At 39.7% G+C, this 26,872-nt stretch carries 22 protein-coding genes; 20 read left to right on the top strand and 2 right to left on the bottom strand.

The window, feature by feature from the left end; genetic code table 11:
* The first annotated feature begins 56 nt into the window (after positions 1-56).
* The 8 genes from A3I9_RS13825 to A3I9_RS0111160 all read left to right on the top strand — a co-directional run bounded on the left by A3I9_RS13825 (position 57) and on the right by A3I9_RS0111160 (position 8,223).
* Complete coding sequence (locus A3I9_RS13825) at positions 57-179, top strand: hypothetical protein (RefSeq protein ID WP_018379119.1); 123 nt, start codon at positions 57-59, stop codon at positions 177-179.
* A gap of 120 nt (positions 180-299) precedes the next feature.
* Positions 300-1,625: an ISLre2 family transposase gene (locus A3I9_RS0111195; protein ID WP_018379118.1), complete on the top strand. Its 1,326-nt coding sequence runs from the start codon at positions 300-302 to the stop codon at positions 1,623-1,625.
* Between the two features lie 382 nt (positions 1,626-2,007).
* Positions 2,008-2,283, top strand: a complete 276-nt coding sequence (locus A3I9_RS0111190; RefSeq protein ID WP_018379117.1) for an HU family DNA-binding protein — start codon at positions 2,008-2,010, stop codon at positions 2,281-2,283.
* A gap of 455 nt (positions 2,284-2,738) precedes the next feature.
* Entirely contained in the window at positions 2,739-3,482 is a 744-nt protein-coding gene (locus A3I9_RS0111180; protein WP_018379115.1) for a CBS domain-containing protein, read from the top strand.
* A gap of 391 nt (positions 3,483-3,873) precedes the next feature.
* Positions 3,874-4,314 (top strand): MarR family winged helix-turn-helix transcriptional regulator, encoded by a 441-nt coding sequence (locus tag A3I9_RS0111175; protein WP_018379114.1) that lies wholly within the window; start codon positions 3,874-3,876, stop codon positions 4,312-4,314.
* A gap of 3 nt (positions 4,315-4,317) precedes the next feature.
* On the top strand, positions 4,318-6,129 hold the full coding sequence (locus A3I9_RS0111170; RefSeq protein WP_018379113.1) for an ABC transporter ATP-binding protein: 1,812 nt from the start codon (positions 4,318-4,320) through the stop codon (positions 6,127-6,129).
* Positions 6,122-7,930 carry an ABC transporter ATP-binding protein gene (locus A3I9_RS0111165; protein WP_018379112.1) on the top strand — a complete coding sequence of 603 codons (1,809 nt, stop codon included), beginning with the start codon at positions 6,122-6,124 and terminating at the stop codon, positions 7,928-7,930. Before A3I9_RS0111170 ends, A3I9_RS0111165 begins: the two co-directional genes overlap by 8 nt.
* Before the next feature lie 77 nt (positions 7,931-8,007).
* Positions 8,008-8,223: a DUF4649 family protein gene (locus A3I9_RS0111160; RefSeq protein ID WP_018379111.1), complete on the top strand. Its 216-nt coding sequence runs from the start codon at positions 8,008-8,010 to the stop codon at positions 8,221-8,223.
* 17 nt (positions 8,224-8,240) lie between these two features.
* Here the strand turns inward: A3I9_RS0111160 and A3I9_RS0111155 are convergent, their stop codons facing one another.
* Positions 8,241-8,843 carry an NUDIX hydrolase gene (locus A3I9_RS0111155; RefSeq protein WP_018379110.1) on the bottom strand — a complete coding sequence of 201 codons (603 nt, stop codon included), beginning with the start codon at positions 8,841-8,843 and terminating at the stop codon, positions 8,241-8,243.
* Positions 8,844-8,986: 143 nt separating this feature from the next.
* On the opposite strand from A3I9_RS0111155, the gene A3I9_RS0111150 reads away from it, so the two are divergent.
* Positions 8,987-10,480, top strand: coding sequence for a helicase HerA-like domain-containing protein (locus A3I9_RS0111150; protein ID WP_018379109.1), 1,494 nt, complete (start codon positions 8,987-8,989; stop codon positions 10,478-10,480).
* Positions 10,481-10,922: 442 nt separating this feature from the next.
* Here the strand turns inward: A3I9_RS0111150 and A3I9_RS0111145 are convergent, their stop codons facing one another.
* Positions 10,923-11,759, bottom strand: a complete 837-nt coding sequence (locus A3I9_RS0111145; protein WP_018379108.1) for an AraC family transcriptional regulator — start codon at positions 11,757-11,759, stop codon at positions 10,923-10,925.
* 200 nt (positions 11,760-11,959) lie between these two features.
* Between A3I9_RS0111145 and A3I9_RS0111140 the strand changes: the two genes are divergently transcribed.
* From A3I9_RS0111140 to A3I9_RS0111090, 11 genes are all read left to right on the top strand, one after another.
* Positions 11,960-13,246 (top strand): ABC transporter substrate-binding protein, encoded by a 1,287-nt coding sequence (locus tag A3I9_RS0111140; protein ID WP_018379107.1) that lies wholly within the window; start codon positions 11,960-11,962, stop codon positions 13,244-13,246.
* Between the two features lie 54 nt (positions 13,247-13,300).
* Entirely contained in the window at positions 13,301-14,194 is an 894-nt protein-coding gene (locus A3I9_RS0111135; RefSeq protein ID WP_018379106.1) for a carbohydrate ABC transporter permease, read from the top strand.
* A 12-nt stretch (positions 14,195-14,206) separates the two neighbouring features.
* A complete protein-coding gene (locus A3I9_RS0111130) occupies positions 14,207-15,037 on the top strand; it encodes a carbohydrate ABC transporter permease (protein ID WP_018379105.1) in 831 nt (276 codons plus the stop codon).
* Between the two features lie 39 nt (positions 15,038-15,076).
* Entirely contained in the window at positions 15,077-17,278 is a 2,202-nt protein-coding gene (locus A3I9_RS0111125) for an alpha-galactosidase (RefSeq protein WP_018379104.1), read from the top strand.
* Positions 17,279-17,814: 536 nt separating this feature from the next.
* The gene (locus A3I9_RS0111120; protein ID WP_018379103.1) at positions 17,815-20,286 is read left to right on the top strand and encodes a heavy metal translocating P-type ATPase; all 2,472 of its coding nucleotides are present in this window, start codon (positions 17,815-17,817) and stop codon (positions 20,284-20,286) included.
* Between the two features lie 82 nt (positions 20,287-20,368).
* A complete protein-coding gene (gene tpx, locus A3I9_RS0111115) occupies positions 20,369-20,851 on the top strand; it encodes a thiol peroxidase (protein WP_018379102.1) in 483 nt (160 codons plus the stop codon).
* Positions 20,852-21,059: 208 nt separating this feature from the next.
* Entirely contained in the window at positions 21,060-21,761 is a 702-nt protein-coding gene (locus A3I9_RS0111110; protein WP_018379101.1) for an ABC transporter ATP-binding protein, read from the top strand.
* 8 nt (positions 21,762-21,769) lie between these two features.
* Positions 21,770-25,123 (top strand): ABC transporter permease, encoded by a 3,354-nt coding sequence (locus tag A3I9_RS0111105; protein WP_018379100.1) that lies wholly within the window; start codon positions 21,770-21,772, stop codon positions 25,121-25,123.
* Positions 25,124-25,230: 107 nt separating this feature from the next.
* Positions 25,231-25,959, top strand: coding sequence for a TraX family protein (locus tag A3I9_RS0111100; RefSeq protein ID WP_018379099.1), 729 nt, complete (start codon positions 25,231-25,233; stop codon positions 25,957-25,959).
* A gap of 47 nt (positions 25,960-26,006) precedes the next feature.
* Complete coding sequence (locus tag A3I9_RS0111095; RefSeq protein ID WP_018379098.1) at positions 26,007-26,363, top strand: DUF2200 domain-containing protein; 357 nt, start codon at positions 26,007-26,009, stop codon at positions 26,361-26,363.
* A complete protein-coding gene (locus tag A3I9_RS0111090; protein ID WP_018379097.1) occupies positions 26,360-26,863 on the top strand; it encodes a phosphatase PAP2 family protein in 504 nt (167 codons plus the stop codon). Before A3I9_RS0111095 ends, A3I9_RS0111090 begins: the two co-directional genes overlap by 4 nt.
* Positions 26,864-26,872: the final 9 nt, after the last annotated feature.

The following is a 26,872-nucleotide window of genomic DNA, read 5'->3' as shown; positions in this document are numbered from 1 at the left end:
ACACATGAAACTTAGTTATAAAATAAGTCTGATACAAAAAATCGAAAAAGAATGTTATGAAAAAATATGCTATTGGTCATATTTTAGTAAGTAGCGTTTTTGCAATCATTTTAGGAGTGATTACTTTGTTTTCTGGGGCGGTAGCCTTAGAAGGATATATGCCGGTAGATAATAAATAGGAATTTTTATAATTGACCTTTTCTCTTAGAGAAAAGGTCTTTTTGTTCTCACGGTACATTTGATAGTTAGTTGATTATTCCGTAAAATAATATACGAACTATCTAGTAGGAGGACAATTAATGAAAACAGAAAATCAATACCTTGAAGAATTTCGAATGGAAAATATTGCTATTTTCTTAAAAGAATTAGAGCGATATGAAAAAGAAATAGCAACTAGTTTACGAGCAAGAGGATATACTAAGATTAATAAGAGTCCGAGAACTGTACTATTTCCTTTTGGAGAGATTACTTTTTATAGAAGTAGATGGTATAAAGATGGACAGTGTTTTGTACCAGTGGATGAAAAGTTAGGTTTAGAAAAAAACAGTCGATTTTCTCCTGAATTTTTGTACCATATATCTCGCTTATCAACATATATGAGTTATCGTCAAGTAGTAGAAGTAGTAGAACTGGTTTATGGTTTATTCATCACGAAAGACACAGTTTTGAAAGCTGTCAGAAAGGCTACAGCATTAATCAAAGAGCAAAGCGAATATAGATTTTTAGGAGAAGAAAAAAATGAAAAGAGAAAACCAAAATATCTTTATATTGAAGGGGATGGTGTTTTTTTAAAGGCTAATTCTCATGAAAGATCTAAGTACAATGCTGAATTAACCCATTTTGTTGTTCATGAAGGTTGTGATGAGATGACTGAAACTAGGAGCAGTTTACAAAATAAAAAAGAGTTCGTAGCAGTTGGTAAAGGGGCTAGAGAAGCCTTGCTTGATTATCTTTACAATCATTATGATTTGACTGATACGATACTCATTACTAATTCAGATGGAGGAAGTGGATATTCGCCAGCAGTTTTTAGAGATATTGCGAAAGCAATGAATGTAAAGCAACACGAACATTTTTGGGATGCATATCATGTTAACAAAATAATAAATGACCTTTCGAGAGGGTTTTCGTTTGATGCAGGACGAATACTTTCAGAAGCAATTGCCAGACACGATAGAAAAAAATTGAGATTAGCGCTTGATACAATTGAATCTATGATTGAAGATGAAGAGGAAACTAAAAATTTTCAAAAAATATACAGACGATTTATTAGTGATTTTAGATACACTAAACCGGCTAAGATGAGAGGTTTGAGCAGTAAGGGAATTGGAATTATTGAAAGTCAGCATAGAAAAATAACATACCGAATGAAAAACCAAGGAATGAGCTGGTCTATTTCTGGATTAGAAACTATGAGTCAATTAATATTATTAAGGCATGAAGGTAATATGAGAGATTTATTCTTTGGTACATGGAGAGAAGAGTACAAAAAAATTAACGATTTAGACAAAATATCTGCTGAATACTATATAGAAAGAGCATTTGAAGAAAAGAAGCACTCACTACCTAATGCAAGGATCCCTCAATATTTATATCGTTTTATCAAAATGAAAGGTTCAAAATAAGTAATATATAAAGATTTATGAAAAGAAAAACTATGTTTATATGCTTCATTTTTTCTTGACAAGCCTTTTAATTTAAAGTATAATAATCGTATAATCAAATAAAAAAAGCCATGAAGGTTGCAGCCCCCATGGCACCGAGTAGTCAAATTTGAGCTTTGAGTACTCAGTCATTACATCTATCATATCAAAAGATACGAATTTGTCAAGACTGAGCCTCAAGAGGTTCAGTCTTTTCTGTTAAATATGCTACGTATTGGAGTATTGAGCTTTCTCAAAAAATTAGACGCACACTTAAGAGGGTTGGAACTTGACCAATCTCACTTTTTTAGGTAATATAAGAGGGTGAGTAATAACTCAGAAAATTATTGGAGGACTTAGCAAAATGGCTAACAAACAAGATTTAATCGCAAAAGTTGCAGAAGCAACTTCATTGACTAAAAAGGACTCAGCAGCAGCAGTTGATGCAGTATTTGCAGCAGTAACTGACTACCTTGCAGCTGGTGAAAAAGTTCAATTGATTGGCTTTGGTAACTTCGAAGTGCGCGAACGTGCAGCTCGTAAAGGCCGTAACCCACAATCAGGTGAAGAAATCACTATCGCAGCTTCAAAAGTTCCAGCATTCAAAGCTGGTAAAGCTCTTAAAGACGCTGTAAAATAATTCAGCGACAAAAAGCCTATTGTATCAAGCTTTCTAGCTTGTGCAGTAGGCTTTTTTGATGTTTTGGGGCTCCAAGTATCGGGGGAGCGATACTTGGAGGTTAGAAATAGAGCAAATAAATCTATTTGCGTCAATAGAGTATCGGGGGAGCGATACTTGGAGGTTAGAAATAGAGCAAATAAATCTATTTGCGTCAATAGAGTATCGGGGGAGCGATACTTGGAGGTTGGAAATGGAGCAAATAAATTCATTTGCGTCAATAGAGGAGGAAAAATCAATAGTTTTCTAGAATTTTGGTCACGTTTGACTTCATTTTCTTCGTGATATGAGTATTTTAGTTTCTCATCATCCATATACTTCTGTCCCATTCCCTATTTTTTACGTTAAAAATGAAATAGTTTCATACGATACCTTTTCTCCTTACATCCATGCTATAATAGAAGAAAATCTAGTTAATGATGAAAGGATTCGAGATGGGGCAAGCGGAATTTTTAAAAGTTTTTAATGATTTAGAACAAACTTTACAGAATAAGTATGATACAACTGAAACCATTTATGATTTGTTGGAACGGGAGAAGGATTCTTTGGAGAATAATCCTGTGAAAATGAATTGGGAAATATTAGATATTGCAAGGCGTCTGCGTAATATTTTGGCACATGAGACCAAGACGAATCTCCCTGAAATTGCGACGCCTTCTCAGCAGGTGATGGATGTGTTAAAAAAAGTTACGCTTGCCTATCAGCATCCTAGGACAATTCAGCAATTTTTATCGGGGCAAAATCGAAGGAAGATTCTTTCCTTCCAGGTGAATGAATCGCTAAAGCAGCTTTTACGGATGATTCACCAAACGCATTATTCACAATTCCCCATTTTTGATCAAAAAGGCTATGTAGGATTGGTTTCTAATGCAGGCATTACCAGTTGGTTAGCTGCGATGAGTGAGAGGGATAGCCTTTCTTTCTTACAAACGGAGTCAGTAAAAATCTGGGATATTTTGCATTACGAAGAGCATGAAAAGGGCGTTGTCAAACTACATCAAGATGACAATCTATTTCATTTGTTGCGAAAATTTGCGGATTCAAAAACAAGAGTGGTTTTAATTTGTCAAAAGAAAAATTTGGAGATTCAAACTGTACGAGATATAGTAGGGATTATTACCAGATCAGATGTGGTAGAGATTACGGAAGAAATAAGATAACCTAAGACACTCCAAAGCGAGTGTTCAGAGTTTTTAGACTTTCCTTAAGTGATAACGGACGGTAGCGACTTCTGATGGAATTCCATACCTAAGTTTTGAGCCTAATGTCTCAAAACTTCCGGATGCCTGAAACTTTATAATTTCAGGCACTTTTATCACGGCGGAAAGTCTGGATTACATTTTGCAAACACCCCTAATTTTTCATAGTCAGCCATTTTTTCAGGCTGATTTTATTTGGAAAGTATAGTTTGTCTTCAACCTAGACACTCCAAAGTGAGTGTTTTTTATTTGCAATCGATCAAGAGACTTTTTTCTTGACAGTAGTTCCTATAAGAACTATAATAATTCTCATGGGAACTATTGTTGGAATTTTCATGAAAGGAAAAATGTCATGCACGCAAATAATCCGTTTTCTATCTTACGAGAGTTTATCAATACGATGGAGTATTGTACAGAAGAGTTGGCGCGTCAATATGGTGTTGAGCAATTAGCTGGCCCCCAAGGGTTAACAGTTACCTATCTACTTAACCATCAGGAGGAGGAAGTTTTTATTAAAGATATTGAAAAAGTACTTCATATCTCCAAGTCAGTCGCCAGTGGTTTGATTAAACGGATGGAAAAAAATGGCTTTATTGAGGTCATTCCTTCTTTAAAAGACAAGCGCTATAAGCAAGTCGTTTTAACAGAGCTAGGTTTGGAAAAAGCGAAGCAGACACAGAACTTCCATGAGGCGCTTCATCGCTTGTTGTTAGCGGATATTAGTCAGGAAGAATTAACGGTAGCACATCAAGTCTTTATGAAAATAAAGAAAAATTTAGAAAAAGGAGAGTAAAGGATGTTTCGCTTATTTAAACGATTAAATGCTAAAGAATTCACGATGATTCTCTTAGCAATTGTCTTTGTTTGTTTGAATGTGTGGTTGGATTTGGAAATTCCGTCCTATATGTCAGACATTACCAGCCTCTTACAAGAACCAGGGACCAAGGTGAGTGATATTATGTCCTGGAATTTGGATAGTCCGGGGATGCGGATGTTAGCATTGTCTTTATTGAGCTTTGCTACCTCTGTTTTGGTTGGTTTTTTTGGAGCTCGGACAGCTGCAAGCTTTACGAGTCGGTTACGTTCAGACGTCTTTCACAGTGTGTTGGATTATTCGGATGCGGAGATTAAGAAATTTAGTATTCCTAGTCTGTTAACACGGACAACCAATGATATGACACAGATTCAAATTTTGATCACAATGGGGTTACAAGTTGTGACAAAAGGACCGATTATGGCAGTCTGGGCTATGACAAAGATTGCGGGAACTAATGGAGATTGGATGTTGGTTACCGCGGTAGCAGTAGCTGTTGTACTTATCATGGTAGCTTTGTTGCTGACTTTAGTCTTTCCAAAGCAAAGAATTATCCAAGCAGTCACCGATAAATTAAATGGGATTACTCGTGAATCCTTGACGGGTATTCGGGTTGTACGTGCCTATAACGCAGAGGCATACCAAAGTGAGAAATTTTCTGAAGCAAACGATCAGTTGACCAACCTAAACTTATTTGTTGGACGCTCTCTGGCATTTATGCAGCCGGTCATGCAGATTGTTTCTAGTGGGCTGACTTTGGCCATTTACTGGATTGGCGCCTATCTAATTGAGGATATTGCGATTCCAACGGACCCTACTAAGATAGCGGATGCGTTTAATGATAAACTGCAAATCTTTTCAGATATGGTGGTCTTCTCCTCTTACGCAATGCAGGTGGTATTTGGTTTTATGATGATGATTTCTGTCTTCTTCATTTTGCCTCGAGCACTTGTGTCTGCAGGACGGATTAACGAAGTCTTGTCTACTAAGTCTTCTGTACCTTACCCTAGTCAATCGAAAGAAACGAATGGTCTTCGTGGTGAGGTGGAATTTGAGGATGTTTCCTTTAGATATTCAAAACATTCTGCAGCAGTTTTAGAACATGTTTCATTTAAAGCAAAAGCTGGTGAAACAGTAGCGTTTATAGGTTCAACGGGGTCAGGGAAATCAACCTTAATTAATCTATTGCCACGTTTTTATGATGCGACTGAAGGCACAATCCGAGTAGATGGCGTAGATATTCGGGAGTACTCAAAGGTTGACCTCCATAACAAAATCGGCTACATTCCTCAAAAAGCCGTTCTATTTAGTGGAACAATCCAGTCCAATATGGAACTAGGAGAAAGTGCTGTGGGTCCTCTGACAGAAGAAGATATGTGGGAAGCGTTGGACTTGGCACAAGGAAAAGACTTTGTCGAAGCCAAAGAAGATGGTCTAACATCTCATGTGGCTCAATCTGGAACCAATTTCTCGGGTGGTCAAAAACAACGTTTGGCCATTGCGCGTGCTTTAGCTCGCAAACCTGAAATTCTTATTTTTGATGATTCTTTCTCTGCCTTGGACTATAAAACAGATCGGACACTTCGTCAGCAATTAGCAGAACGGACGAAGGATATGACGAAGCTGATCGTAGCCCAACGTATTTCTACAATTATGGATGCGGATCAGATTCTAGTCTTAGATGAAGGGAAAGTTGTTGGGCAAGGAACGCATGAAGAATTACTAGCAAGTAATCAAGTCTATCAAGAAATTGCCTATTCACAATTATCAAAGGAGGAATTAGCAAATGGATAAACAGGTAAACCAATCTAAAAAATCTTCTGTCTCTGTTTGGCAAGGGATGAAACCATACGCTAATGGTTTTTATCTTCCCTTTGTCTTTGTGGTGATAGGTTCTATTATATCGGCTACGATTACGGTAATCGGACCAGATAAATTAAAAGAAATCACCAATTTAATCGTGGATGGTTTGACGCCTACTAAAATTGGGACCTTCCAAGGAATTGACTTAGAGGCTATTTCTGATATTGCGATTACGCTGATTATTCTCTATGTCATTTCAGCCTTGGTCGGTTATTTACAAAGTTTTACAATGGCGACGATTGTCCAACGGTTTTCTCAACGTCTTCGTCGAGCTATTGCTACTAAAATTAATCGTGTCCCTCTCCAATATTTTGATAGCCACTCACAAGGGGATACTCTTTCAAGAGTTACCAATGACGTAGATACGGCAGGACAATCCCTCAATCAAAGTTTAGGTGCTTTGGTGACAGCAACGATGTTGCTGATTGGTTCTGTCTTTATGATGTTTCGGACTAATGTAACATTGGCTTGGACATCCATTGGCTCTGTCTTAATTGGGTTTGTTTTAGTCGTTGTGTTGATGGTTTTCTCTCAGCCAATTTTCAAGCGTCAGCAGGCCAATCTTGCGGCAGTCAATGGTTATGTAGAGGAGATCTACTCTGGTCACAATGTTGTGACAAGTTATAATGCGGCGGACGAAGTGAGTCAGGCCTTTACAAAACTGAACAACAGTCTGTTTTCTTCTATGTGGAAGTCACAGTTCATCTCCAGCATTATGATGCCACTGATGATGTTTGTAGGGAATTTTGGATATGTGATGGTTTGTGTAGTTGGTGCCATTAAAGTCATTGATGGTGATATTACCATGGGAGACGTGGTTGCCTTTATGACTTATGTGCGCATTTTCTCACAACCTCTTTCTCAAATCGCGCAAGCTATTACTCATCTACAACTAGCCGGGGCAGCAATGGGACGTGTCTTTGCATTTTTAGCCGAAGACGAGATGGAAAACGAAGCGGAAAAAATGCAACAGTTAGAAACAGTGAAAGGACAAGTTGAGTTTGATCAAGTATTCTTTGGTTATTCTAAGGATAAAGTGATTATTCATGATTTTTCAGCGGTAGCTAAACCAGGCCAAAAAATAGCAATTGTGGGACCAACAGGTGCCGGTAAGACAACGATTGTCAATTTATTGATGAAATTCTATGAAATTGATAAAGGGCAGATTTCAATTGATGGAGTGGATACTCGATTGATGAAACGGGAAGAAATCCATGACGCCTTCTCAATGGTCTTGCAAGATACGTGGCTATTTGAAGGCACTATCAAGGAGAATCTCGTATACAATCAAGAGCACCTTACTGATGAACAGGTAATAGCGGCTGCTAAGGCAGTAGGTGTGCACCATTTTATCATGACCTTGCCAGAAGGTTATGATACTTACTTAGATGATTCTGTCACACTGTCTGTTGGTCAGAAACAATTGTTAACCATTGCGCGTGCCCTTTTGAAAGATGCTCCATTGCTTATCTTGGATGAAGCGACTTCTTCTGTGGATACACGGACAGAAGAATTAATTCAGGCTGCGATGGACAAGCTAATGGAAGGTCGCACTTCCTTTGTCATTGCCCATCGATTGTCTACGATTCGAAATGCAGATTTAATTCTCGTTATGAAGGATGGAAATATCATTGAGCAGGGGAACCATGATGAATTGATGGCAGCAGACGGATTTTACGCTGATTTGTATAACAGTCAATTTTCAGAAGAAAATCGAGATGATGTTGCTTAATCAAAAAGAAATCTCCTACAGTGACTTGTAGGAGATTTTATGGTACACTATGGAAAAATAAAAAATGGAGTAGAACTATGTTAGAAATTACTTATTTAGATGCTGCTAAGAATGAAAAAACAATTCAATTTGAATCCTATGCCGAATTTGAACGTTCTCAACAAGCTTGTTTGATTGGAGTTGCTGATTACTATCCAGTTGTAACATTAGTTTATCAGGGACAAGAATTGGACTATAAGGGAACATATGGAGATGTTTATTTCTACATGATGAAACAAAATTTGAATAACTAAAAAAATGGGCACTGAAATCAGTGTCCATTTTCTTTTAATATTTCTGTGAATCGATGGGTGAAGAGGGCGGTCATGCCCCAGATGTTTTCTTCGTGAAGGTTGTAGAATGGAATGGTACGGTCTCGTTCGACAAAAGGGTAGTCATGTCCATTGCGAATTCGTTCAAATGGGAAATCCTGTTCTTCGCTGATGCTTAATTCAAGTGGATGATAGATTGGTGGGTTTGCAAGGAGTTCGTTTAAGGGAATCGTGAAGAGACGAGCAACTTCGTCAGGATTTGGTTGGATTTGTTTCCAATCTTCCACCAGTAACTGTCCAACGAAACAATGAATAGTGCGATGTTGATGAACAAAGTAGTCAATCTCCCCTAGGATAGTAATTTGCTGTGGTGATAATAGTAGTTCTTCACAGGTTTCGCGAAGGGCTGCCTCTCGGAAGCTTTCTCCTGATTCAACTCCTCCACCTGGAAAGGAGACTTCACCAGGTTGGGGGATGAACTCACTACGGATTTGATAGAGAATATGCCATTCATGGTCAATCTTTATCAATGGAATCAGGACACTATATTTTTTACTTTGTCCAAGAGGCTTGGGTTGGTAATGTTGAAGGATTTCTTTCATTAGAATGTTTTCTTTCTTTTATAACAAGTATCTCTATTTTATCTTACAGTAGATTCTAAAATTGGTCAACTGACTGGACTTATTTCCCGAAATGTCAAGGTTTTATGGTAAAATAAAAGTAACATAATGCAAGGAGAAAAATAATGTCTGACGTTTTACAATTTGGCTATGGAAAGAGTGTGGCTGAGCTACAACTCAAACGTCTCAATCGTCATGGGATTATCGCAGGAGCAACAGGAACAGGAAAAACAGTTACCCTTAAAGTGTTGGCAGAGCAAATGAGTGATGCAGGGATCCCTGTTTTCTTATCCGACATCAAGGGAGATTTGATGAGTCTGGCTCAGGAGAATGCTGGTGATGTAACAGAGCGACTGAGTGCTACTCATTATGAAGATTATCAACCAACTAGTTACCCAGTGGAACTTTGGGATGTGATGGGGGAACAAGGAATTCCTGTTCGGATGACCATTTCTGAAATGGGACCTGTTCTCTTGACACGCTTGCTTGGGTTGAATGAGACGCAAGAAAGCATCCTGAATATCGTCTTTAGCGTAGCTGATGAACGAGGCTTACTTCTGCTTGATTTAATGGACTTGCGGGCTATGTTGAATTTTGTAGGAGAGCATGCACAAGAATTAAGTCAGTATTATGGCAATATTCCTGCCCGTTCGGTCGGTGCGATTTTGCGTAGTTTGGTTGTTTTGGAGCAACAAGGAGGCAAGCTTTTCTTTGGAGAGCCAAGTTTGGATATTGCTGATTTAATGAGAACAGATACTTCAGGTCGAGGAGTAATCAGTATCCTCAATGCGACACAACTTTTCAGTCAGCCGACTCTTTATTCTACGGTTTTGCTGGCGATTTTATCTGAATTGTACGAAACCTTACCGGAGGTAGGGGATTTGGACAAGCCGAAGATGGTTTTCTTCTTTGATGAGGCCCATGTCCTCTTCAAAGATGCACCACAAGTTTTGCTGGAAAAGATTGAACTGATTGTTCGTTTAATTCGTTCAAAGGGTGTTGGCGTCTTCTTTGTGACGCAGAATCCGACAGACATTCCAGACAGCATAGCCAGTCAACTGGGAAATCGTATCCAGCATGGATTGCGGGCATTTACACCTAAGGAATTAAAGACAGTGAATGCTGTAGCAGAGACTTTCCGCCAAGAAGAAGGGCAGGATTTGGTACGAGTGATTCAAGAATTAAAAGTCGGTGAGGCTGTGGTATCCACTCTCGGAGCAGATGGGACACCAACCTTTGCGGACCGTGTCACGATTTACCCACCAAAGAGTTTGTTAGGAACAGCAGATCCTAGTTTGGTCATGAGTCTGATTAACCGTTCCTCCTTAATGGATAAATATGCGGAAGCATTTGACCGTGAATCTGCTCATGAACAAATCCAGATTTGGGCTGAGGAAAAAGAGGCTGCGTTGCAACAGGCTGCTGAAAAGGAGAAAGCTGTTAAGCAGAAAGTTCAGCAGGAAGAAAAGGAAGAGGTTAGAGTTAAGAAAGCTGCCCCTACTCGTCGAACTGACTCAGCGATGGATCGTTTTACGAAGAATGTGATGAGCGCGGTTGGTCGTGAAGCGGGTCGCATGCTGATTCGTGGGATTACAGGGATGCTAAAAGGTAAGCGTTAATTGATGTGAGAGATTGGATAAATTTTGAACAGAGCTATTTATAATGGAGACTAGCAAAAAAACTCTAGAAAAGAGTAAAAGGCATAGAATGACGTTATAAAGAACGTTGCATCTATGCCTTTTTAGAATCGTAATTTTTTAATAGAAGGACAGAGATTTGAGGTGGTGTCCTTCTTTTGCTATTAGGGTAATTAGTTAAAAGAGTTCGGAAGGTTTAATGAATGAATCATATTTCTTTTTCTATAGCAGTCACACTCACTTTTTGAGAACAAAGGAGAAGAGAGTGGGGTTGACAGTGGTGTATATTCTTTTTATTTTCTTTTAGAAATCACTAAATTCTTTTATCATAGTATCATTGCATCGCTAGTCTTAATGTATATTAAGTATTTGGCCTAAGTTAGTGGTAGCAGAAAGAAAATGATGCGATAAGAAGATTTCTGAACTAACGGTTTTGTTTTCGCCATTGACTTGGTGATTGATGGAATTGGCGCTTAAAAGCATTGGAAAAATTAAACTGATTGGAGTAGCCAACAGATTCAGCAATTTCTTGAAGACTTAGTGTTGTATTTTTAAGGAGCTCGCAGGCTTCACTTAATCGGTATTGAATGATAAATTGTTGAGGGGAGATATTCATTTCTTTTTTAAACAGGCGACTAAAATAATGCTTATTGAGATTACATCGTTTGGCCATATCTTCTACACCAATGGGAAGATGGTAATTCCTCTCTACAAAATTGATCCCCTCACGGATATAGAAATCTTTGATATCCTCATGAGAAATTGATTTTTGCTCCATAGATTCCTCAATCAAGTGGAAAATAAATAGGTAGAGGTGGCCTAATAAAAGAGAACTTCGGTTGTTATTGAAATCAAGAATAGCTCTCATTTCTTGATAGACGGGACTTTCCAAAGCTGCTTTCTTTTGGGTAAAAATCGGTTGTTTAGAAGATAGACCAGCTTGCTTGATAAAGTGTTCGGCCTTTAAACCGTCGAATTCAATCCAAATATAGGTCCAAGGGTCCTTAAAATCAGCTTCATAGCTACAAATCATATTAGGGGAGATCAAGAAGCCTTGACCAGCCTTTACAGGAAAACAACGTTCTTCACCTGTCGAGTAAAATGTACCAGATCCTGAAATCACGTAATGAAAAAGATAGTGCTGTTTCATGGTTGGACCAAAAGAGTGCAGGGGCTCACATGCTTCCATGCCGAATTGAATGGGATAAAAATCAACGTACGACCTATTATTAAAAACATAAAATTCAGCTTTTTGTACCATAGACCTTACCTAAAGAAACTAGAATTATAAGTTAATTATATCATTTTTATATGATTTTGTAACTTTTTATATTAAAAACAGCAAATTGCCCTTAAAATCATATAAATCAAGTCAAATCTTCCTATTTATTGAAAGCGTTATCTTTGATAGACTTAAATTACAAATAACAAGGGATTCCCTTGAAAAAAAGGAGTTTAATGATGAAGGCACTAGTACGTTTTTTTAGTTTAGTGGCAGTGTCAACTTTATTAGCCGCATGTGGATCTGGTACTTCTGATAAAAGTTCATCCTCGTCAGAATCTCAATCCAATAATTCTGGTCAAACAGAATTATCCTATGCTATATGGGATTCCAATCAAGAACCTGGGATACGTCAAATAGCTGATCAATTTGAGGCTCAGAATCCTGATATCAAGGTTAAGATTCAAGTGGTTAATTGGGATAATTACTGGACCATGTTGGAAGCAGGGGCAACAGGAGGGTCTTTACCAGATACATTCTGGATGCACTCCAATGAAATCTACCGTTATGCCTCTAATGATATGCTATTGCCATTGGATGACTATTTAGCCAAAAGCAAAACCGCTAGTCTATCGAATTTCCCAGATGGCTTAAATGCTATTTATAACATGAAGGGCAAGCAATATGCCTTGCCAAAAGACTTTGATACCATCGGCTTATGGTATAACAAAAAAATGTTTGATGAGGCCGGCATAGCTTATCCAGATGAGACTTGGGACTGGGCTAAATTAAAAGAGGTTGCTAAAAGACTAACCAAGGACGATGGCAGTCAGTATGGTTTTGGAGCAGGTTTCAGTAACCAAGAAGGTTTCTATAACTTTATTTACCAGAATGGTGGTCAGGTGCTGACAGATGCTAAAAAGTCTGGATATGATGATCCAAAAACGGTTGAGGCACTGGATTACTACTTCAGTTTTGTAAAAGAAAAATTATCTCCTGTGATGACAGAGGATCGAAAACGCGCAGAAGCTTTCCAAAACGGACAAGTAGCTATGGGAGTATTTGGTTCATGGAATTTATCTGGATTTTCTTCTAATGACTATGTAAAAGCCAATGCAGACGTTGCTGTTTTACCAAAAGGACCAGATGGGAAACGGGCTACGGTTTTCAATGGTTTAGGAAATGCGATTGCAGCGAACACCAAACATCCTGAGGCAGCTTGGAAATGGGTGGAATACTTAAGTTCCAAGGAGGCTCAAGAAATGCAAGCTAAATTAGGTGTGGCCATATCAGCCTATGAAGGAGCTGCTCAAACATGGGTTGACTCTAATAAAGATTTTGCCGTTCAAAAATATGTAGATATGTTGGATTATGCTCAAATTAGACCGTACTCTCAAATGACTCTTAAATGGGAAGAGAAGGCCTATGAGTTATTAAAACCAGCTTACTTAGGTAAAGAAAAAACGAAAGACGCAGCTCAAAAAGCAGCGGATCAAATGAACGAGGTGCTTGCTTCAGAGAAATAAGAGCAAGAAAGTCTGGATAGCTTGCTGTCCAGACTTTCAACTATTGGAGGATTTATGGCGACAAAAAGAGAACAGAGGAGTCAAGCTTTGTGGGGATTAGGAATGGTAGCTCCAACAATTATTGGGCTGATAGTCTTAAATATCATTCCTATTTTTCAGACGATAAAGTTGAGTTTCTTTAAAAGTGGGGATTTTGGCAAGAGCGATATTTTTGTGGGACTAGAAAATTATCGACGTTTAATGGCAGATCCTCAAGTTTGGCAGGCTACGTGGAATACGATTAAATACACGTTGTTGGTGGTGCCAATAACGGTTATGCTTGCAATGCTTTTAGCTGTTTTACTTAATTCAAAACTTAAAGGCAAGCATGTTTACCGAACCATTTTATTTTTACCGATGGTCGCAGCGCCTGCTGCAGTGACTATGGTATGGAGATGGCTGTATAATACTGATTTTGGTTTGATAAATTATGTGTTAGGACGACTTGGAATTAGCCCCGTAAACTGGATTGAGAATCCTGAAATTGCTCTATATTCTATAGCAGCAATTGGAATTTGGAGTACGGTAGGTTATAGTATGATTCTCATTTTGGCTGGACTTCAAGAAATTCCAAAAGATTTTTATGAAGCAGCTATTATTGATGGAGCCAATTCCTTCACGCAATTTTTCAATATTACGCTACCGCTCGTTTCTCCAACTTTATTTTTTGTAGTTGTGACAAGTATTATCCAATCAATGCAGGTTTTTGATGTCATCTATATGATGGAAGATATTAAGAGTCCTGCCTATGATAAGACTGTTTCTCTGGTTTACTTATTTTATAATCATTCTTTCAAATACTCAGATAAGGGTTATGGTTCTACAGTCGTGATTTTATTACTGGGGCTGATTTTATTATTAACGATAGTCCAAATGAAAGTCCAAAAAAAATGGGTTCACTATCGCTAGGAGAGGTATCAAATGCAATCAAAATTTTTAAAACAAAACCTTTGGATTCATCTTTTACTTATAACCGTTTCCTTTGGAATGATTTTACCATTTATTTGGATGGTTTTAACCTCCTTCAAGTCGGTTACAGAATCAACCCAGATGAACCCATTCCAAATTTTACCGTCTAAGTGGTTGATTGGCAACTATACAGAAGTTATAAGAACTAATAACTTTGTAGCACTTTATTTTAATACTATTATGATGATGATATGGCGAATCTTTAGTTCGGTAATGTTCTCTGCTATGGCAGCCTACGCTTTTGCCAGATTGCAATTTCCATTTAGAAATGTTTTATTTGGACTGGTTCTGTTTCAAATGATGGTGCCTCCGCAACTCTTTGTTATTCCGCAGTATCTGATGATTGACCAAATGGGAATGAGAAATACCATTTTTGCTCTTGTCTTTCCTGGTTTGGTGAGCGCCTTTGGAACGTTCCTACTTCGTCAATTTTTTATGGGTCTACCAAAAGAGTTGGAAGAATCTGCTAAATTAGACGGTTGCAACATTGGGCAAACTTTTTTTAAGGTAATGTTACCTCTGGCTAAGTCTGGTCTTATTGCTTTGGCGATTTTTACAGCTCTGTTCGCTTTTAAAGACTTGTTATGGCCATTGATTATTAATGCAGACCCAAATAAAGCAACTTTATCTAGTGCTTTATCTAAGATTCAAGGTGCATATACGGTTAATTATCCTCAATTGATGGCTGCAAGCGTACTAGCTATCTGGCCGATGGTTGCCTTGTACATTATTTTCCAAAAGCAATTCATTCAAGGAATTGCCAGTTCAGGTGGCAAACTGTAATGACTGGTTAAAAGAAATTTATACAGATTGGAGTGACTTATGGGGATTCTATTTAAACAAGAAAGTCAAGAGTTTCATCTTTACAATGACACAATCAGTTATGTGATGGGTATTCTTCCAAACGGACATATTGGGCAACTTTATTACGGGAAACGTGTTAGTACAGAAGTTTCTTACCGCTATCTGCTAGAAGATGAATATCGAGCGTTGACTTCTTTTGTCTACGATGATGGTACTTCTTTCTCTTTGCAACATACTCGTCAGGAATACGCCTGCTATGGGACGACAGACTATGGTCTACCTGCTTTTGAAATTGAGCAAACAGACGGTAGTTGTTTATCGCATTTTGAATATCAAGGACACCGCATCCTAAAAGGGAAAACTTATCTAGAAGGATTACCAGCCTTGTATCTGAATCAGGAAGACGAAGCTGAAACCTTGGAAATAGTGCTCTGGGATAAATGTTCCCAAACACGACTGCTGTTGAGCTATACCATTTTTAGGGACTATTCGGTCATAACAAGGCAGGCACGATTTGAGCAAGAGGGTGATTCGCCAATTATTCTAAATAGGGCTTTATCAATGAATTTGGATTTGCCAGATCGAGAGTATGATTGGCTACACTTGGATGGTTCTTGGGGACGAGAGCGTTATGTTGTGGAAAGTCCTTTGCAAAATGGTTGCCAGTCCATCTATAGTTTAAAAGGCTCAAGTAGTGCAGAGTATAACCCTTTTCTAGCCTTGAAACGCCCTACGGCAGATGAGCACCAAGGGGAAGTTCTTGGATTTTCTCTGGTTTATAGTGGAAATTTTCTAGCACAGGTAGATGTCAATGCATTTGATAAGGTCAGGGTAAGTTTAGGGATTCACCCTGAGCGCTTCTCTTGGAAATTAGGCAAGGGAGATAAATTCCAAACGCCTGAAGTAGTTATGGTTTATAGTGATTCAGGTTTAAATGGGATGAGCCAGACCTTTCATAAGGTTTTCCAAAAACATTTAGTGAGAGGTTACTGGCGTGATCGAGAACGTCCAATATTGCTGAATAACTGGGAAGCAATGTCCTTTGACTTTGATGAAGAAAAGATTCTGGCTTTAGCCAAACAGGCAGCAAATGTGGGAGTAGAGTTCTTTGTACTGGATGATGGTTGGTTTGGTCAGCGTAATCACGAACATGCTGGTTTAGGCGACTGGGTGACTAATTTGGAGAAGCTTCCTCATGGTCTCACAGGAATTATTCAGCAAATTCATCAGTTGGGAATGGGATTTGGGTTATGGATTGAACCAGAAATGGTCAATAAAGATAGCAATCTGTTTCGAGAGCATCCTGATTGGATTTTGCACCACCCGAACCACAGTCAATCGCATGGTCGTTATCAATATACACTTGATTTATCGCGTGAAGAAGTCTACCAAAACATTTATCAACAACTTTATCGCCTTTTATCAAACCATAAGATAGACTATATCAAATGGGATATGAATCGTTACATGACAGAGGTATTCAGTCTGATACGATCAGCTGATCAACAAAACGAGACCTTTCATCGGTATATTTTAAATATCTATCGTCTGTATGAGCAGCTGACAAAGGCTTTTCCGAAAGTACTTTTTGAATCTTGTTCAAGTGGCGGTGGTCGTTTTGATCCTGGTATGCTTTACTATGCTCCTCAAACTTGGACCAGTGATAATACAGATGCTATAGAACGCCTGAAAATTCAGTATGGGACTTCTATGGTTTATCCACTAAATAGTATGGGATGCCATATCTCAGCTAGTCCTAATCAGCAAATGGGACGATTGACACCGATGGAGACACGAGCAAATGTTGCTTTCTTTGGAAGTTTTGGCTATGAACTAGATTTGTCAGAGTTGAATACTGAGGAATATAAGGCTATCAAAGAACAAATTGCGTTTTATAAGCGCTACCGCTCAGTTTTCCAATTTGGGACATTTACACGTTTACTTACTCCATACGAAAAAGATTTATCAGCTTGGCAAGTTGTTTCAGAGGATGAAGAGACGATTATTGTGGGACAATATAGGAGGTTAGCTAAGGCTAATATTGGTTACCAGCGCTTGCGTCTCAAGGGATTGCAAGCAGATGCTTACTATGAGTGCGATAATCAAATCTATTCAGGTACCCAATTGATGGAGGCCGGTTTCTTGATTCGGAATAAAGACCACGTTGGAGAAGCAAAAGACTTTACATCTAGACTCTATATTCTAAAATATATCTCATAATTTTGCCATTTTTTTTAATAGTCTTATAATCAGCTGTTGAAATCATCTTACCGTACAAATTATTCAAACTTTTTCTTAGTTTATTTTAAACATAGTTGATCCAGCGAAATAGATGGTATTAAGCACAAATTTTGTAGAAAAAGTTAGCAAAAGTTGTGGGTGGATTCAAGAACTTGAGGAGAGCAATACTCATATTCATCACAATATCGTCTGCTCTAAGAAAAAAATTTGCCTCCTTACAAAAGACTTGAAGTTAAGCTTTTAGGCTCCATAACACTTGCGGTGGGTGTACTCACAGCGGTCTTATAGAGCTTTTTTTGATTTTTGTAGAAGCACTTCATCTGACAGTGGCAATTGGTAATTTGGGAAACTTATCTTCACCGCACTAAATGGATCTTTCGGAGAGACATTAGGGAATAGTTTAACTGAGGGAAAGGTTCAGTTTAGATAGGATTTAGTCTTTTCAAAAACAAATGGGTTTACAATTGTAATCAAAAATGATACAATTTGTTTACAAATGTAATCGAGGTTAAAAAATGAAACAAGAAATTTATCCTGTTGAAGGAATGACTTGTGCAACTTGCTCAATGACAGTTGAAAAAGTTGTTAGTAAGTTGAGTGGAGTGACACAAGCCAATGTCAATCTGGCAACGGAAAAATTGAGTGTGGACTATGATGAGGCTATCATTTCTCCTAGAGACATTGCAATAGCAGTTGAAAAAGCGGGCTATCACTTGATACGAGAACTACAGACAGAGACCTTCGATATTAAAGGGATGACTTGTGCGACGTGTGCTTTAACAATTGAAAAGGTTGTTGGAAGGCTAGCAGGTGTGGAAACTGCTACAGTCAATCTAGCAACAGAGAAGTTAACGGTTCAATACAATCCATACCAAGTCCAGATTAGTGATATCCTAGAAAGTGTCAAAAAAGCGGGTTATACAGCTATTGTTGAATCAACTGAAGAAACAGTCGTTCCTACTGAAGACAGACAGAAAAAAAAGATGCAGCAGCTATGGACGCGCTTTATCTGGTCTACTATTTTTACTCTGCCATTATTATATATTGCAATGGGGCCAATGTTGCCGTGGGGAGGTCTACCGCTACCAGAGGCTCTGAATCCTGCCCACCACCCTGTTGCCTACGCCCTTGTACAGATTGCCTTGACTTTGCCAGTGGTCTATTTAGGCCGCGCCTTTTATAGCAAAGGACTTACCAATCTGTTTCGTGGTCATCCCAATATGGATTCTCTGATTGCGCTTGGCACCAGCGCTGCTTTGTTGCAGGGGATTGTCATGACAATCTTGCTTGCCATGGGAAAAGTTACTGTTCATCATGGTGGTCATCCTGAGCTCTACTTTGAATCCGCTGCTGTGATTTTGACTCTGATTACTCTAGGGAAATACCTAGAAGCTGTGTCGAAAGGGCGGACATCTGAGGCGATTAAGCACTTGATGGGACTTGCACCTAAGACAGCGCGTGTCCTTCGAAATCAGGAGGAAGTCGAAATTCCTTTGGAACAGGTCGTTGTTGGAGATCGTATTGTAGTGCGGCCTGGAGAAAAAATTGCGACTGATGGAGAAGTTGTAGAGGGAAGGTCAACGGTGGATGAGTCCATGTTGACGGGAGAAAGTTTACCAGTATCTAAGGAAGTCGGTAGCTCAGTTGTTGGAGCTTCTATCAATAAAAATGGCTCTTTTGTTTTCCGTGCAACTAAAGTCGGCAACGATACAACCTTATCACAGATTATTCAATTAGTTGAAGAAGCACAAGGTTCTAAAGCACCGATTGCGAAACTAGCAGACAGGGTGTCAGCAGTCTTTGTTCCCCTAGTAATGGGCTTGGCCCTATTATCTGGACTAGCTTGGTTTTTCCTCGGTGGCGAATCTTGGCAATTCTCTCTTTCAATCATCATTGCTGTTTTAGTTATTGCCTGCCCTTGTGCCTTGGGTCTTGCTACTCCTACAGCCATTATGGTTGGAACTGGAAAAGGGGCAGAGTATGGCGTTCTAATTAAATCAGGTGATGCCTTAGAAGAAACACAAAAAATCCAAACCATTGTCTTTGATAAGACAGGAACGATTACTGAAGGAAAACCAGTGGTGACAGACCTTGCCGTAACAGGTCTAGTGACAGAGGAAGAATTGCTTCGGATTGCGGCTGGCGCGGAATCTGGTTCAGAACATCCTCTGGGAGAAGCTATTGTCGAAAGCGCTAAGGAAAGAGGCTTGGATTTGCCAACAGCTACCCAGTTTACAGCAGTGTCTGGTTTTGGGATTTCGGTTGAGATAGAAGGCGAAGCTGTTTATCTTGGAAATGCCAGCTGGATGCAGCAACAAGGCATAGCGGTAGCTACTCTTGAACAAGAAGCAGACAGCTTGGCAGCACAAGGAAAAACACCAATGTATGTTGGTCGTACAGGTCAATTATTGGGGTTAATTGCGGTCGCAGATACGATTAAAGATACTAGTCGTGAAGCCATTTTGCAACTACAAAAGATGGGCATTGAAACAATCATGTTGACAGGGGACAATCCATTGACAGCCCAAGCGATTGCAAAGCAAGTTGGGATTCAGCGGGTGCTCAGTGAAGTCTTGCCAGAGGACAAGGCCAATGAAGTCAAGCGCCTCCAAGAAGCTGGGCGTAAGGTGGCTATGGTAGGAGATGGTATCAATGATGCGCCTGCTCTCGCTCAGGCAGACATTGGCATTGCGATTGGAAATGGGACAGATGTGGCGATTGAATCAGCAGATATCGTCCTCATGCGCAATCGTCTAACAGATGTAGCAACCGCTATCCAGTTGTCACGAGCAACCATTCGCAATATCAAACAAAATCTTTTCTGGGCCTTTGCTTATAATGTTATCGGTATCCCAGTTGCTATGGGACTTCTCCATGTTTTTGGTGGCCCTCTTCTCAATCCTATGTTAGCAGGAGCAGCAATGAGTTTGAGTTCTGTTTCTGTCTTACTCAATGCTCTCCGACTGAAAACATTCAAACCGGAATAAGCCTCAAAATACCAATCAAATGATTGGTATTTTTGGTTGAAAATCCTTACAATGATGGTAGAAAAGATTAAGGAGAATTGCCATGACAACCTTTATTGGAGAAGAAGTAACCTTGCTTGGGACTAAGCCTCAAGTCGGAGAGATTGCCCCAGCCTTTACCTTGATGGGGGCTGATTTAGAGAAAAAATCTTTGTCTGATTTTACAGGGAAAAAAGTGATTAGTGTAGTACCATCTATTGATACCGGAATCTGTTCGACACAGACTCGTCGTTTCAATCAAGAGTTGGCAGAGATGGACAACACAGTCGTCATTACAGTTTCTTGCGATTTGCCCTTTGCGCAAGCACGTTGGTGTGGTGCAGAAGGATTGGACGACGCTGTGACTTTGTCTGATTACTATGATCATTCTTTTGGAAAAGCCTATGGTCTTTTGATGGAAGAATGGAATCTCCTTGCGCGTGCGGTCTTTGTTCTTGATGAGGAGAACCGTATTACTTATGTCGAATACCTGGAAAATGTCAATGCACATCCAGATTATGAAGCAGCGATTACCGCCGTTCGATAGAAGGGGCTATCAGTAGAATCATCAAAATGAAAACGAGAAGGAGTATCATCATTCGTCTCGTTTTTTTGGTGATAAAAATGACTTTTCTTTGAGTTTTCCCTTGAATTGGATTACAATACTACTATGTTCATTTGTTGAGAAAAATAGGTTAGATTCTGTTCTTTTAAGAGTGCTGAACAGGGGCTATATGACAGAAAGAGAGAGGTTTATGGCTTATATTGAAGTGAAACATTCTTCTAAGTATTATGGGACCGGAGAAAATCGCATTGCTGCTAATCATGATGTGAATTTTGCAATTGAGAAGGGAGAATTGGTCATTATCCTAGGGTCATCAGGAGCTGGGAAATCGACACTTCTGAATATCCTGGGTGGAATGGATACCAATGACGAAGGAGAAGTTGTGATTGATGGGGTGGATATTGCCCAGTTCACTTCTCATCAGCGGACCAACTATCGCCGTGACGATGTCGGTTTTGTTTTCCAATTTTATAATTTAGTAGCGAATTTGACGGCAAAGGAAAATGTAGAACTGGCTGCTGAGATTGTGAAAGATGCGTCTGATCCTGTGAAGGTGCTGACAGAAGTCGGGCTAGGCAATCGTCTCAACCATTTTCCAGCACAATTGTCAGGTGGGGAGCAGCAACGGGTGTCGATTGCGCGTGCTGTCGCTAAAAATCCGAAACTGCTACTTTGTGATGAGCCAACTGGAGCTTTGGATTATCAGACTGGGAAACAAATTTTGCAGATTTTACAGGATATGTCCCGTCATCAAGGAGCGACGGTCATTATTGTCACCCATAATTCAGCTCTGGCCCCGATTGCAGACCGTGTGATTCATATGCGTGATGCAACGGTTCAGTCGGTTCATATGAATGAACAACCGCAAGATATTGCAACTTTGGAATATTAGAGGTGACTATGAAAAAGAGAATCTATTGGAAAGACATTGGACGGTCTATTGCTAAATCCAAAGGGCGCTTCTTTTCGATTTTTAGTCTAATGATGATTGGTTCGATTGCCTTGGTCGGACTCAAAGTAACGCAACCCAACATGGAACGAACCGCTCAGACCTATATTGATCGTTTTAAGATGATGGATGTTGCTGTTATGGCTGATTACGGTCTTAGTCAGGAAGATGTGGAAGAGTTATCGACTGTCAATGGTGCCAAGGTAGAATTTGGCTATATGACTGATGAGATAATAGCAGATAGCTACAAGGCTTTGCGTATTTTTTCTCAGACAGATACGATTTCACAGTTTGAACTGGTTTCAGGGCAGATGCCGAAAAAAACAGATGATATTGCACTGATTGAAAGATTAAAAGGCGAATATCAGATTGGCGACTGGATCCAATTGGACTTAGAAAAAGAAAGTCCACTCATCCAGAAAAAATACAGAGTGACAGGCTTCGTGCATTCATCGGAAATTTGGGACCAAAAATCGATGGGCGGAACAACAAAAGGAACTGGCAATCTGTATGGTTACGGAGTAACAGTGCCCGAGAGTTTTGACTCAGATGTATATATGATGGCGCGTCTTCGTTATCAAGATACTGCAAAGCTTGCCTATCATTCAGAAGCATATTTGGATGCTATTGAGGTTCATCAAAAAGAACTAGAAGTATTGTTAGCGGATAATGGCAAGGAAAGATTGTCTGTCTTAAAAGCAGAAGCAAAGAAAAAATTGAAATCTGGTCAAGATGAAATTGCTGAGGTCGAGCGAAAATTAGACGAAGGGGCTCAGAAACTCCAAGAAGGCGAAAAGCAGTTAGCAGATGGTCAAAACCAGCTGGCAAACGGGAGGGCACAACTTTCAGCAAGTGAAGCGACCTTGGCTCAATCATGGAGAGAATTGGAAAGTGCAAAGGCGCAGTTAGCTCAAACGGGCCAACAATTAACAACTGCAAAAGTACAACTAGACGCCAGTAAAGTGGAATTAGATAAGAATAAAACACAACTAGATACTGCTGCCCATCAGTTAGCTATGGCTAAAGCCGCTTTGGATGAACAGAACAGTCAATTATCTGCAAGTGCGTCACATATACAGACTGGGCGACATCAGTGGGCGCAAGCAAAAGAGCAATTGCAAAAACAAATCGATGATTTGGTGGCTGCTGGTATTGATCCCACTACGGATTCTGCTATTTTAGCGCTACAAAGCCAATTGGCGAAACAAGATGCTAACTTGACTGCTGCTGAAGAAGCATATAACAAAGGTTTTTACCAATACCAAGAAGCACGAACGTTGTATGAAGGTCAACAGTCCCAATATGAATCTGGGCGTCGGCAGTATGAATCAGGACTAGCACAGTTCAATGAAGCCCTCACTCAATATCAGACAGGCTTGGCGCGATACCAGGAAGGAAAAAACCAATATGATACTGGATTGGCGCAATATCATTCAGGTCTCACGCAGTTAGAAAATGGCAGAGCAGAAATCCAGCTACAAGAAGCACGATTGCAAGAAGCTCAAGCAGAACTCAATCGGAATAAAGCGGATTTCGAAGAGAAACAATCCAAGGCTCAAAATGATATCCGAAAAGGAAAGCAAGAGTTACAAAAGGCACAACAAGAAGTAGACAAATTGGAGCAACCTATCTATACAGTCTATACTCGTTCAACTTTTCCAAGTAGCTCGGGATATGAAAACTATCGCGGAGCAACGACCAGTATTTCTGCTGTAGGAAATATTTTTCCAGTGGTCCTCTATGTTGTTGCGGCGATGGTAACTTTTACGACTATGACGCGTTTTGTAGATGAAGAACGGACAAATACAGGAATATTACGCGCTTTAGGTTACACGAAGGGGCAAATCATTGCTAAATTTGTTCTCTATGGTCTGTTTGCTAGTCTTCTAGGTACGTTAGCAGGTCTACTGATTGGCAATTTGGTCCTTTCACCAGTTATTGGCGATATTATTACAGGTACAACGGTCATTGGTTCTTCGCGTCTCTATTTTTATTGGTCATGGACCTTATTAGCCCTTCTTTTAGCATTTGTATCAGCAGTACTACCTGCTTATCTGGTGGCGAAGAGAGCCTTACAGGAAGAACCCTCACAACTTCTACAAGGGAAACCGCCTGTATCAGGTTCTACCATTTTACTTGAGCGAATGGCTTTTATTTGGAAGCGTCTGAGCTTTACCCATAAAGTTACAGCGCGCAATATTTTTCGCTACAAACAACGAATGTTGATGACCATTTTTGGTGTAGCAGGATCTGTATCCCTACTCTTTGCTGGCTTAGGGATTCAGTCTTCGATTTCAGGTATTGCTGATACCCAATTTGGCGAAGTTATCCAATATGATATGATGGTGGTTGAAAAAGAAGAAGCTTCTGCTGATGAAAAAGCAGAGCTCCTTGAACGTATCCAGTCGGATCAGATTGTGGAAAAACTCTTTATGTATTATACTGGTTTGACTGAAACCATTTTAGGAACAGAAGAACCACAAAATCTGAATGTGATGGTGGTCGATTCGGATGCTATCCCAGACTTTGTGCACTTGCGCGAGCGAAAAGGAAAGGATTTACATCTCACAAATCAGGGTGTGATTCTTACCGAGAAACTAGCCAGTCTCTATAATGTCAAAATAGGTGAGAAGATTCCGCTGACCCTAGAAGGGGAAAAAGTCCAAGTAACGGTCTCAGGGATTTCTGAGATGTATGCAGGACATTTCCTTTACATGACGCCTGTTTATTATGAGAAGCTAACTGGTAAGTCACCGCATAATAATACTTACCTAGCCATTTTATCAGACGCATCTACGCATCAAGTGGAAGAAGTGGCAGCGGACTTTCTAGCTTTAGACGGTGTGTCTGCAGTGGCGCAAAATACAGCACTCATTTCTGCCATTGAAACGGTAGCCAGTTCCTTGCAGACAGTCATGATTATCTTGATTGTTTTGTCGGTGTTGCTGGGCATTGTCATTCTCTACAATCTGACAAATATTAACGTTGCAGAGCGGATTCGAGAGCTCTCTACGATAAAAGTGCTTGGTTTTCATAATCGGGAAGTTACCCTCTACATTTATCGTGAGACCATTGTTTTGTCTATCGTTGGGATTTTGGTTGGCTTGACAGCTGGCTTCTATATTCATAAGGTGATTCTAGGTCTGATTGGCTCAGCAGCTATTATGTTCAATCCAGATGTCGCAATAGAAGTTTACCTGATTCCCATCCTTGCCATTGTTGGTATTTTAGCTGTCTTAGGTTGGTGGGTGAATGCCAAACTTCGTCGTGTGGATATGCTAGAAGCTTTGAAATCAGTGGAGTAATGATATTTACAGTAGGTTGAATATACTCAACCTACTGTTTTATTTTTCTTGCATTTTTGCTCGTCATTGGCTAAACTTGTTAATAAATGTGTGCAGAAAGAGAAGAAATGATGAAAAAATTGGCTGCCTTTCATTTGAAAGGAATTGCTATTGTTGCTATGTTTATCAACCATGTGGGCCATGCTTTTGAGCTAGAGTGGAATCCTCCCTTGTGGCAATTTCTCTATCTGGCCATTGGACTCATTACATTTCCTGTTATGGCTTATCTTTTGGTGGAGGGATTTTTCTACACTCGGAATCGTATGAAATATATTGGACGGATGGCGATTTTCTGGCTGATTTCTATTCTTCCCTTTCATGTTATTTTTGATGTTGGCGCCTCTTTTATCAATCCTGTCAACAATATCTTCTTTACTTTGATGATGGGGTTGGTTTTGTTGCAATTGTGCGAGCAGTTTTCAGATGATTGGGTTCAATTTTTACTGGCCTGTTTATTCATTCTCCTAACGATCCAGTCAGACTGGAATGTCTTTGGAATACCAATTATTTTTAGTTATTACAAGATGAGAGGGCAATCGGATGTACCTCGCACTATTCTTGTCAGAATGACTTTGGTGATGCTATTGTTGACCTTTCCTGGTAAACTGATTCCTTGGTCGCCATCGTTTATCAACTGGTTGAGCAGCTTTGGTCTACTCCTGGTGGTTCCTATTCTGCAAAGCTATAATGGCGAACGTGGCTATTCACCGACATGGGTAAAATGGGGATTCTATCTCTTTTATCCCGTTCACCTAACAGCACTTTTTTTGATTCGTTACCTCATCTTTGGCTACTAAGACAGTAGCCTTTTTATGGTATAATGAAAAGAGGAAAAGGAGAGCGGATGAGTCACAGGATTTTTAATATGAGTTTTCAGAGCGTCTTTCAGGCTTTAATCAGTAAAGCAGAGCGTAAAGGGAGAACAAAGCAAGAGGTCATGGAGGTGACCAGTTGGCTGACGGGTTATTCAGTGGAGGACATCGAAAGTCTCTTTGTTTCAGAGCTGACCTATGGCGATTTTTTCAGGCAGGCCCCTCACTACACAGCATATCGGACCAATATCACTGGTAAAATCTGTGGCGTGCAAATTGAGGCCATTGAAGACCCGATTATGCAGGAAATCAGACGGTTGGACAAGTTAGTAGACTGGCTTGCTAAGGGCAAAACAGTGGAAGATATTATTGGGAAATATGAAGTATGAATGATTACAGTACCTTTTATGCCAATTTGACCCGCAGCATTCGTCAGTCTCCCTTGCAGCTGGCTTTTGTAACATTGTGTAATACCTTTATCACCAAAGTCATGTATCTCCTCTATCCAACTTTGTTACTTTTTATACTCTGGAAAGATGGGCTGGAGAAAGTCCTGCCTTATATTTTAATACCAGGCTTTTCCTTTCTGTTAGTCACCCTCATTCGCAAGTTTATCAATCAGCCACGACCTTACGAGAGTTGGGATATTGAGCCACTTATTGTCAAAGACACAGTCGGTCAATCCATGCCCAGTCGCCATGTATTTTCTGCGACCATGATTGCCATGTGTTTTCTTGGTATCCATTTTTGGATGGGAATCATCCTCTTATTTCTTTCTGGCTTATTAGCGGTTTGCCGCGTCCTTGGAGGGATGCACTATCCCAAGGATGTGCTGGTGGGCTTTGTAATCGGCCTTGTTTGTGGAGGAATATTGTATAGTATCCTATAAGGAAGCAGC

The organism is Streptococcus ovis DSM 16829 (genome assembly GCF_000380125.1).
Classification (GTDB): domain Bacteria; phylum Bacillota; class Bacilli; order Lactobacillales; family Streptococcaceae; genus Streptococcus; species Streptococcus ovis.
Note: the sequence above shows the minus strand (reverse complement) of the source record. Positions and strands in the feature narration are given on the sequence as shown.

Excerpts from the sequence above, each read along its gene's own strand:
- tpx (WP_018379102.1), top strand. The coding sequence starts at position 20,369 with ATGACAACCTTTATTGGAGAAGAAGTAACCTTGCTTGGGACTAAGCCT.
- A3I9_RS0111100 (WP_018379099.1), top strand. The coding sequence starts at position 25,231 with ATGATGAAAAAATTGGCTGCCTTTCATTTGAAAGGAATTGCTATTGTT.
- A3I9_RS0111095 (WP_018379098.1), top strand. The coding sequence starts at position 26,007 with ATGAGTCACAGGATTTTTAATATGAGTTTTCAGAGCGTCTTTCAGGCT.
- A3I9_RS0111165 (WP_018379112.1), top strand. The coding sequence starts at position 6,122 with ATGGATAAACAGGTAAACCAATCTAAAAAATCTTCTGTCTCTGTTTGG.
- A3I9_RS0111135 (WP_018379106.1), top strand. The coding sequence starts at position 13,301 with ATGGCGACAAAAAGAGAACAGAGGAGTCAAGCTTTGTGGGGATTAGGA.
- A3I9_RS0111110 (WP_018379101.1), top strand. The coding sequence starts at position 21,060 with ATGGCTTATATTGAAGTGAAACATTCTTCTAAGTATTATGGGACCGGA.
- A3I9_RS0111155 (WP_018379110.1), bottom strand. The coding sequence starts at position 8,843 with ATGAAAGAAATCCTTCAACATTACCAACCCAAGCCTCTTGGACAAAGT.
- A3I9_RS0111140 (WP_018379107.1), top strand. The coding sequence starts at position 11,960 with ATGAAGGCACTAGTACGTTTTTTTAGTTTAGTGGCAGTGTCAACTTTA.
- A3I9_RS0111150 (WP_018379109.1), top strand. The coding sequence starts at position 8,987 with ATGTCTGACGTTTTACAATTTGGCTATGGAAAGAGTGTGGCTGAGCTA.
- A3I9_RS0111120 (WP_018379103.1), top strand. The coding sequence starts at position 17,815 with ATGAAACAAGAAATTTATCCTGTTGAAGGAATGACTTGTGCAACTTGC.
- A3I9_RS0111130 (WP_018379105.1), top strand. The coding sequence starts at position 14,207 with ATGCAATCAAAATTTTTAAAACAAAACCTTTGGATTCATCTTTTACTT.
- A3I9_RS0111145 (WP_018379108.1), bottom strand. The coding sequence starts at position 11,759 with ATGGTACAAAAAGCTGAATTTTATGTTTTTAATAATAGGTCGTACGTT.
- A3I9_RS0111090 (WP_018379097.1), top strand. The coding sequence starts at position 26,360 with ATGAATGATTACAGTACCTTTTATGCCAATTTGACCCGCAGCATTCGT.
- A3I9_RS0111170 (WP_018379113.1), top strand. The coding sequence starts at position 4,318 with ATGTTTCGCTTATTTAAACGATTAAATGCTAAAGAATTCACGATGATT.
- A3I9_RS0111160 (WP_018379111.1), top strand. The coding sequence starts at position 8,008 with ATGTTAGAAATTACTTATTTAGATGCTGCTAAGAATGAAAAAACAATT.
- A3I9_RS13825 (WP_018379119.1), top strand. The coding sequence starts at position 57 with ATGAAAAAATATGCTATTGGTCATATTTTAGTAAGTAGCGTTTTTGCA.
- A3I9_RS0111195 (WP_018379118.1), top strand. The coding sequence starts at position 300 with ATGAAAACAGAAAATCAATACCTTGAAGAATTTCGAATGGAAAATATT.
- A3I9_RS0111180 (WP_018379115.1), top strand. The coding sequence starts at position 2,739 with ATGATGAAAGGATTCGAGATGGGGCAAGCGGAATTTTTAAAAGTTTTT.
- A3I9_RS0111190 (WP_018379117.1), top strand. The coding sequence starts at position 2,008 with ATGGCTAACAAACAAGATTTAATCGCAAAAGTTGCAGAAGCAACTTCA.
- A3I9_RS0111125 (WP_018379104.1), top strand. The coding sequence starts at position 15,077 with ATGGGGATTCTATTTAAACAAGAAAGTCAAGAGTTTCATCTTTACAAT.
- A3I9_RS0111105 (WP_018379100.1), top strand. The coding sequence starts at position 21,770 with ATGAAAAAGAGAATCTATTGGAAAGACATTGGACGGTCTATTGCTAAA.
- A3I9_RS0111175 (WP_018379114.1), top strand. The coding sequence starts at position 3,874 with ATGCACGCAAATAATCCGTTTTCTATCTTACGAGAGTTTATCAATACG.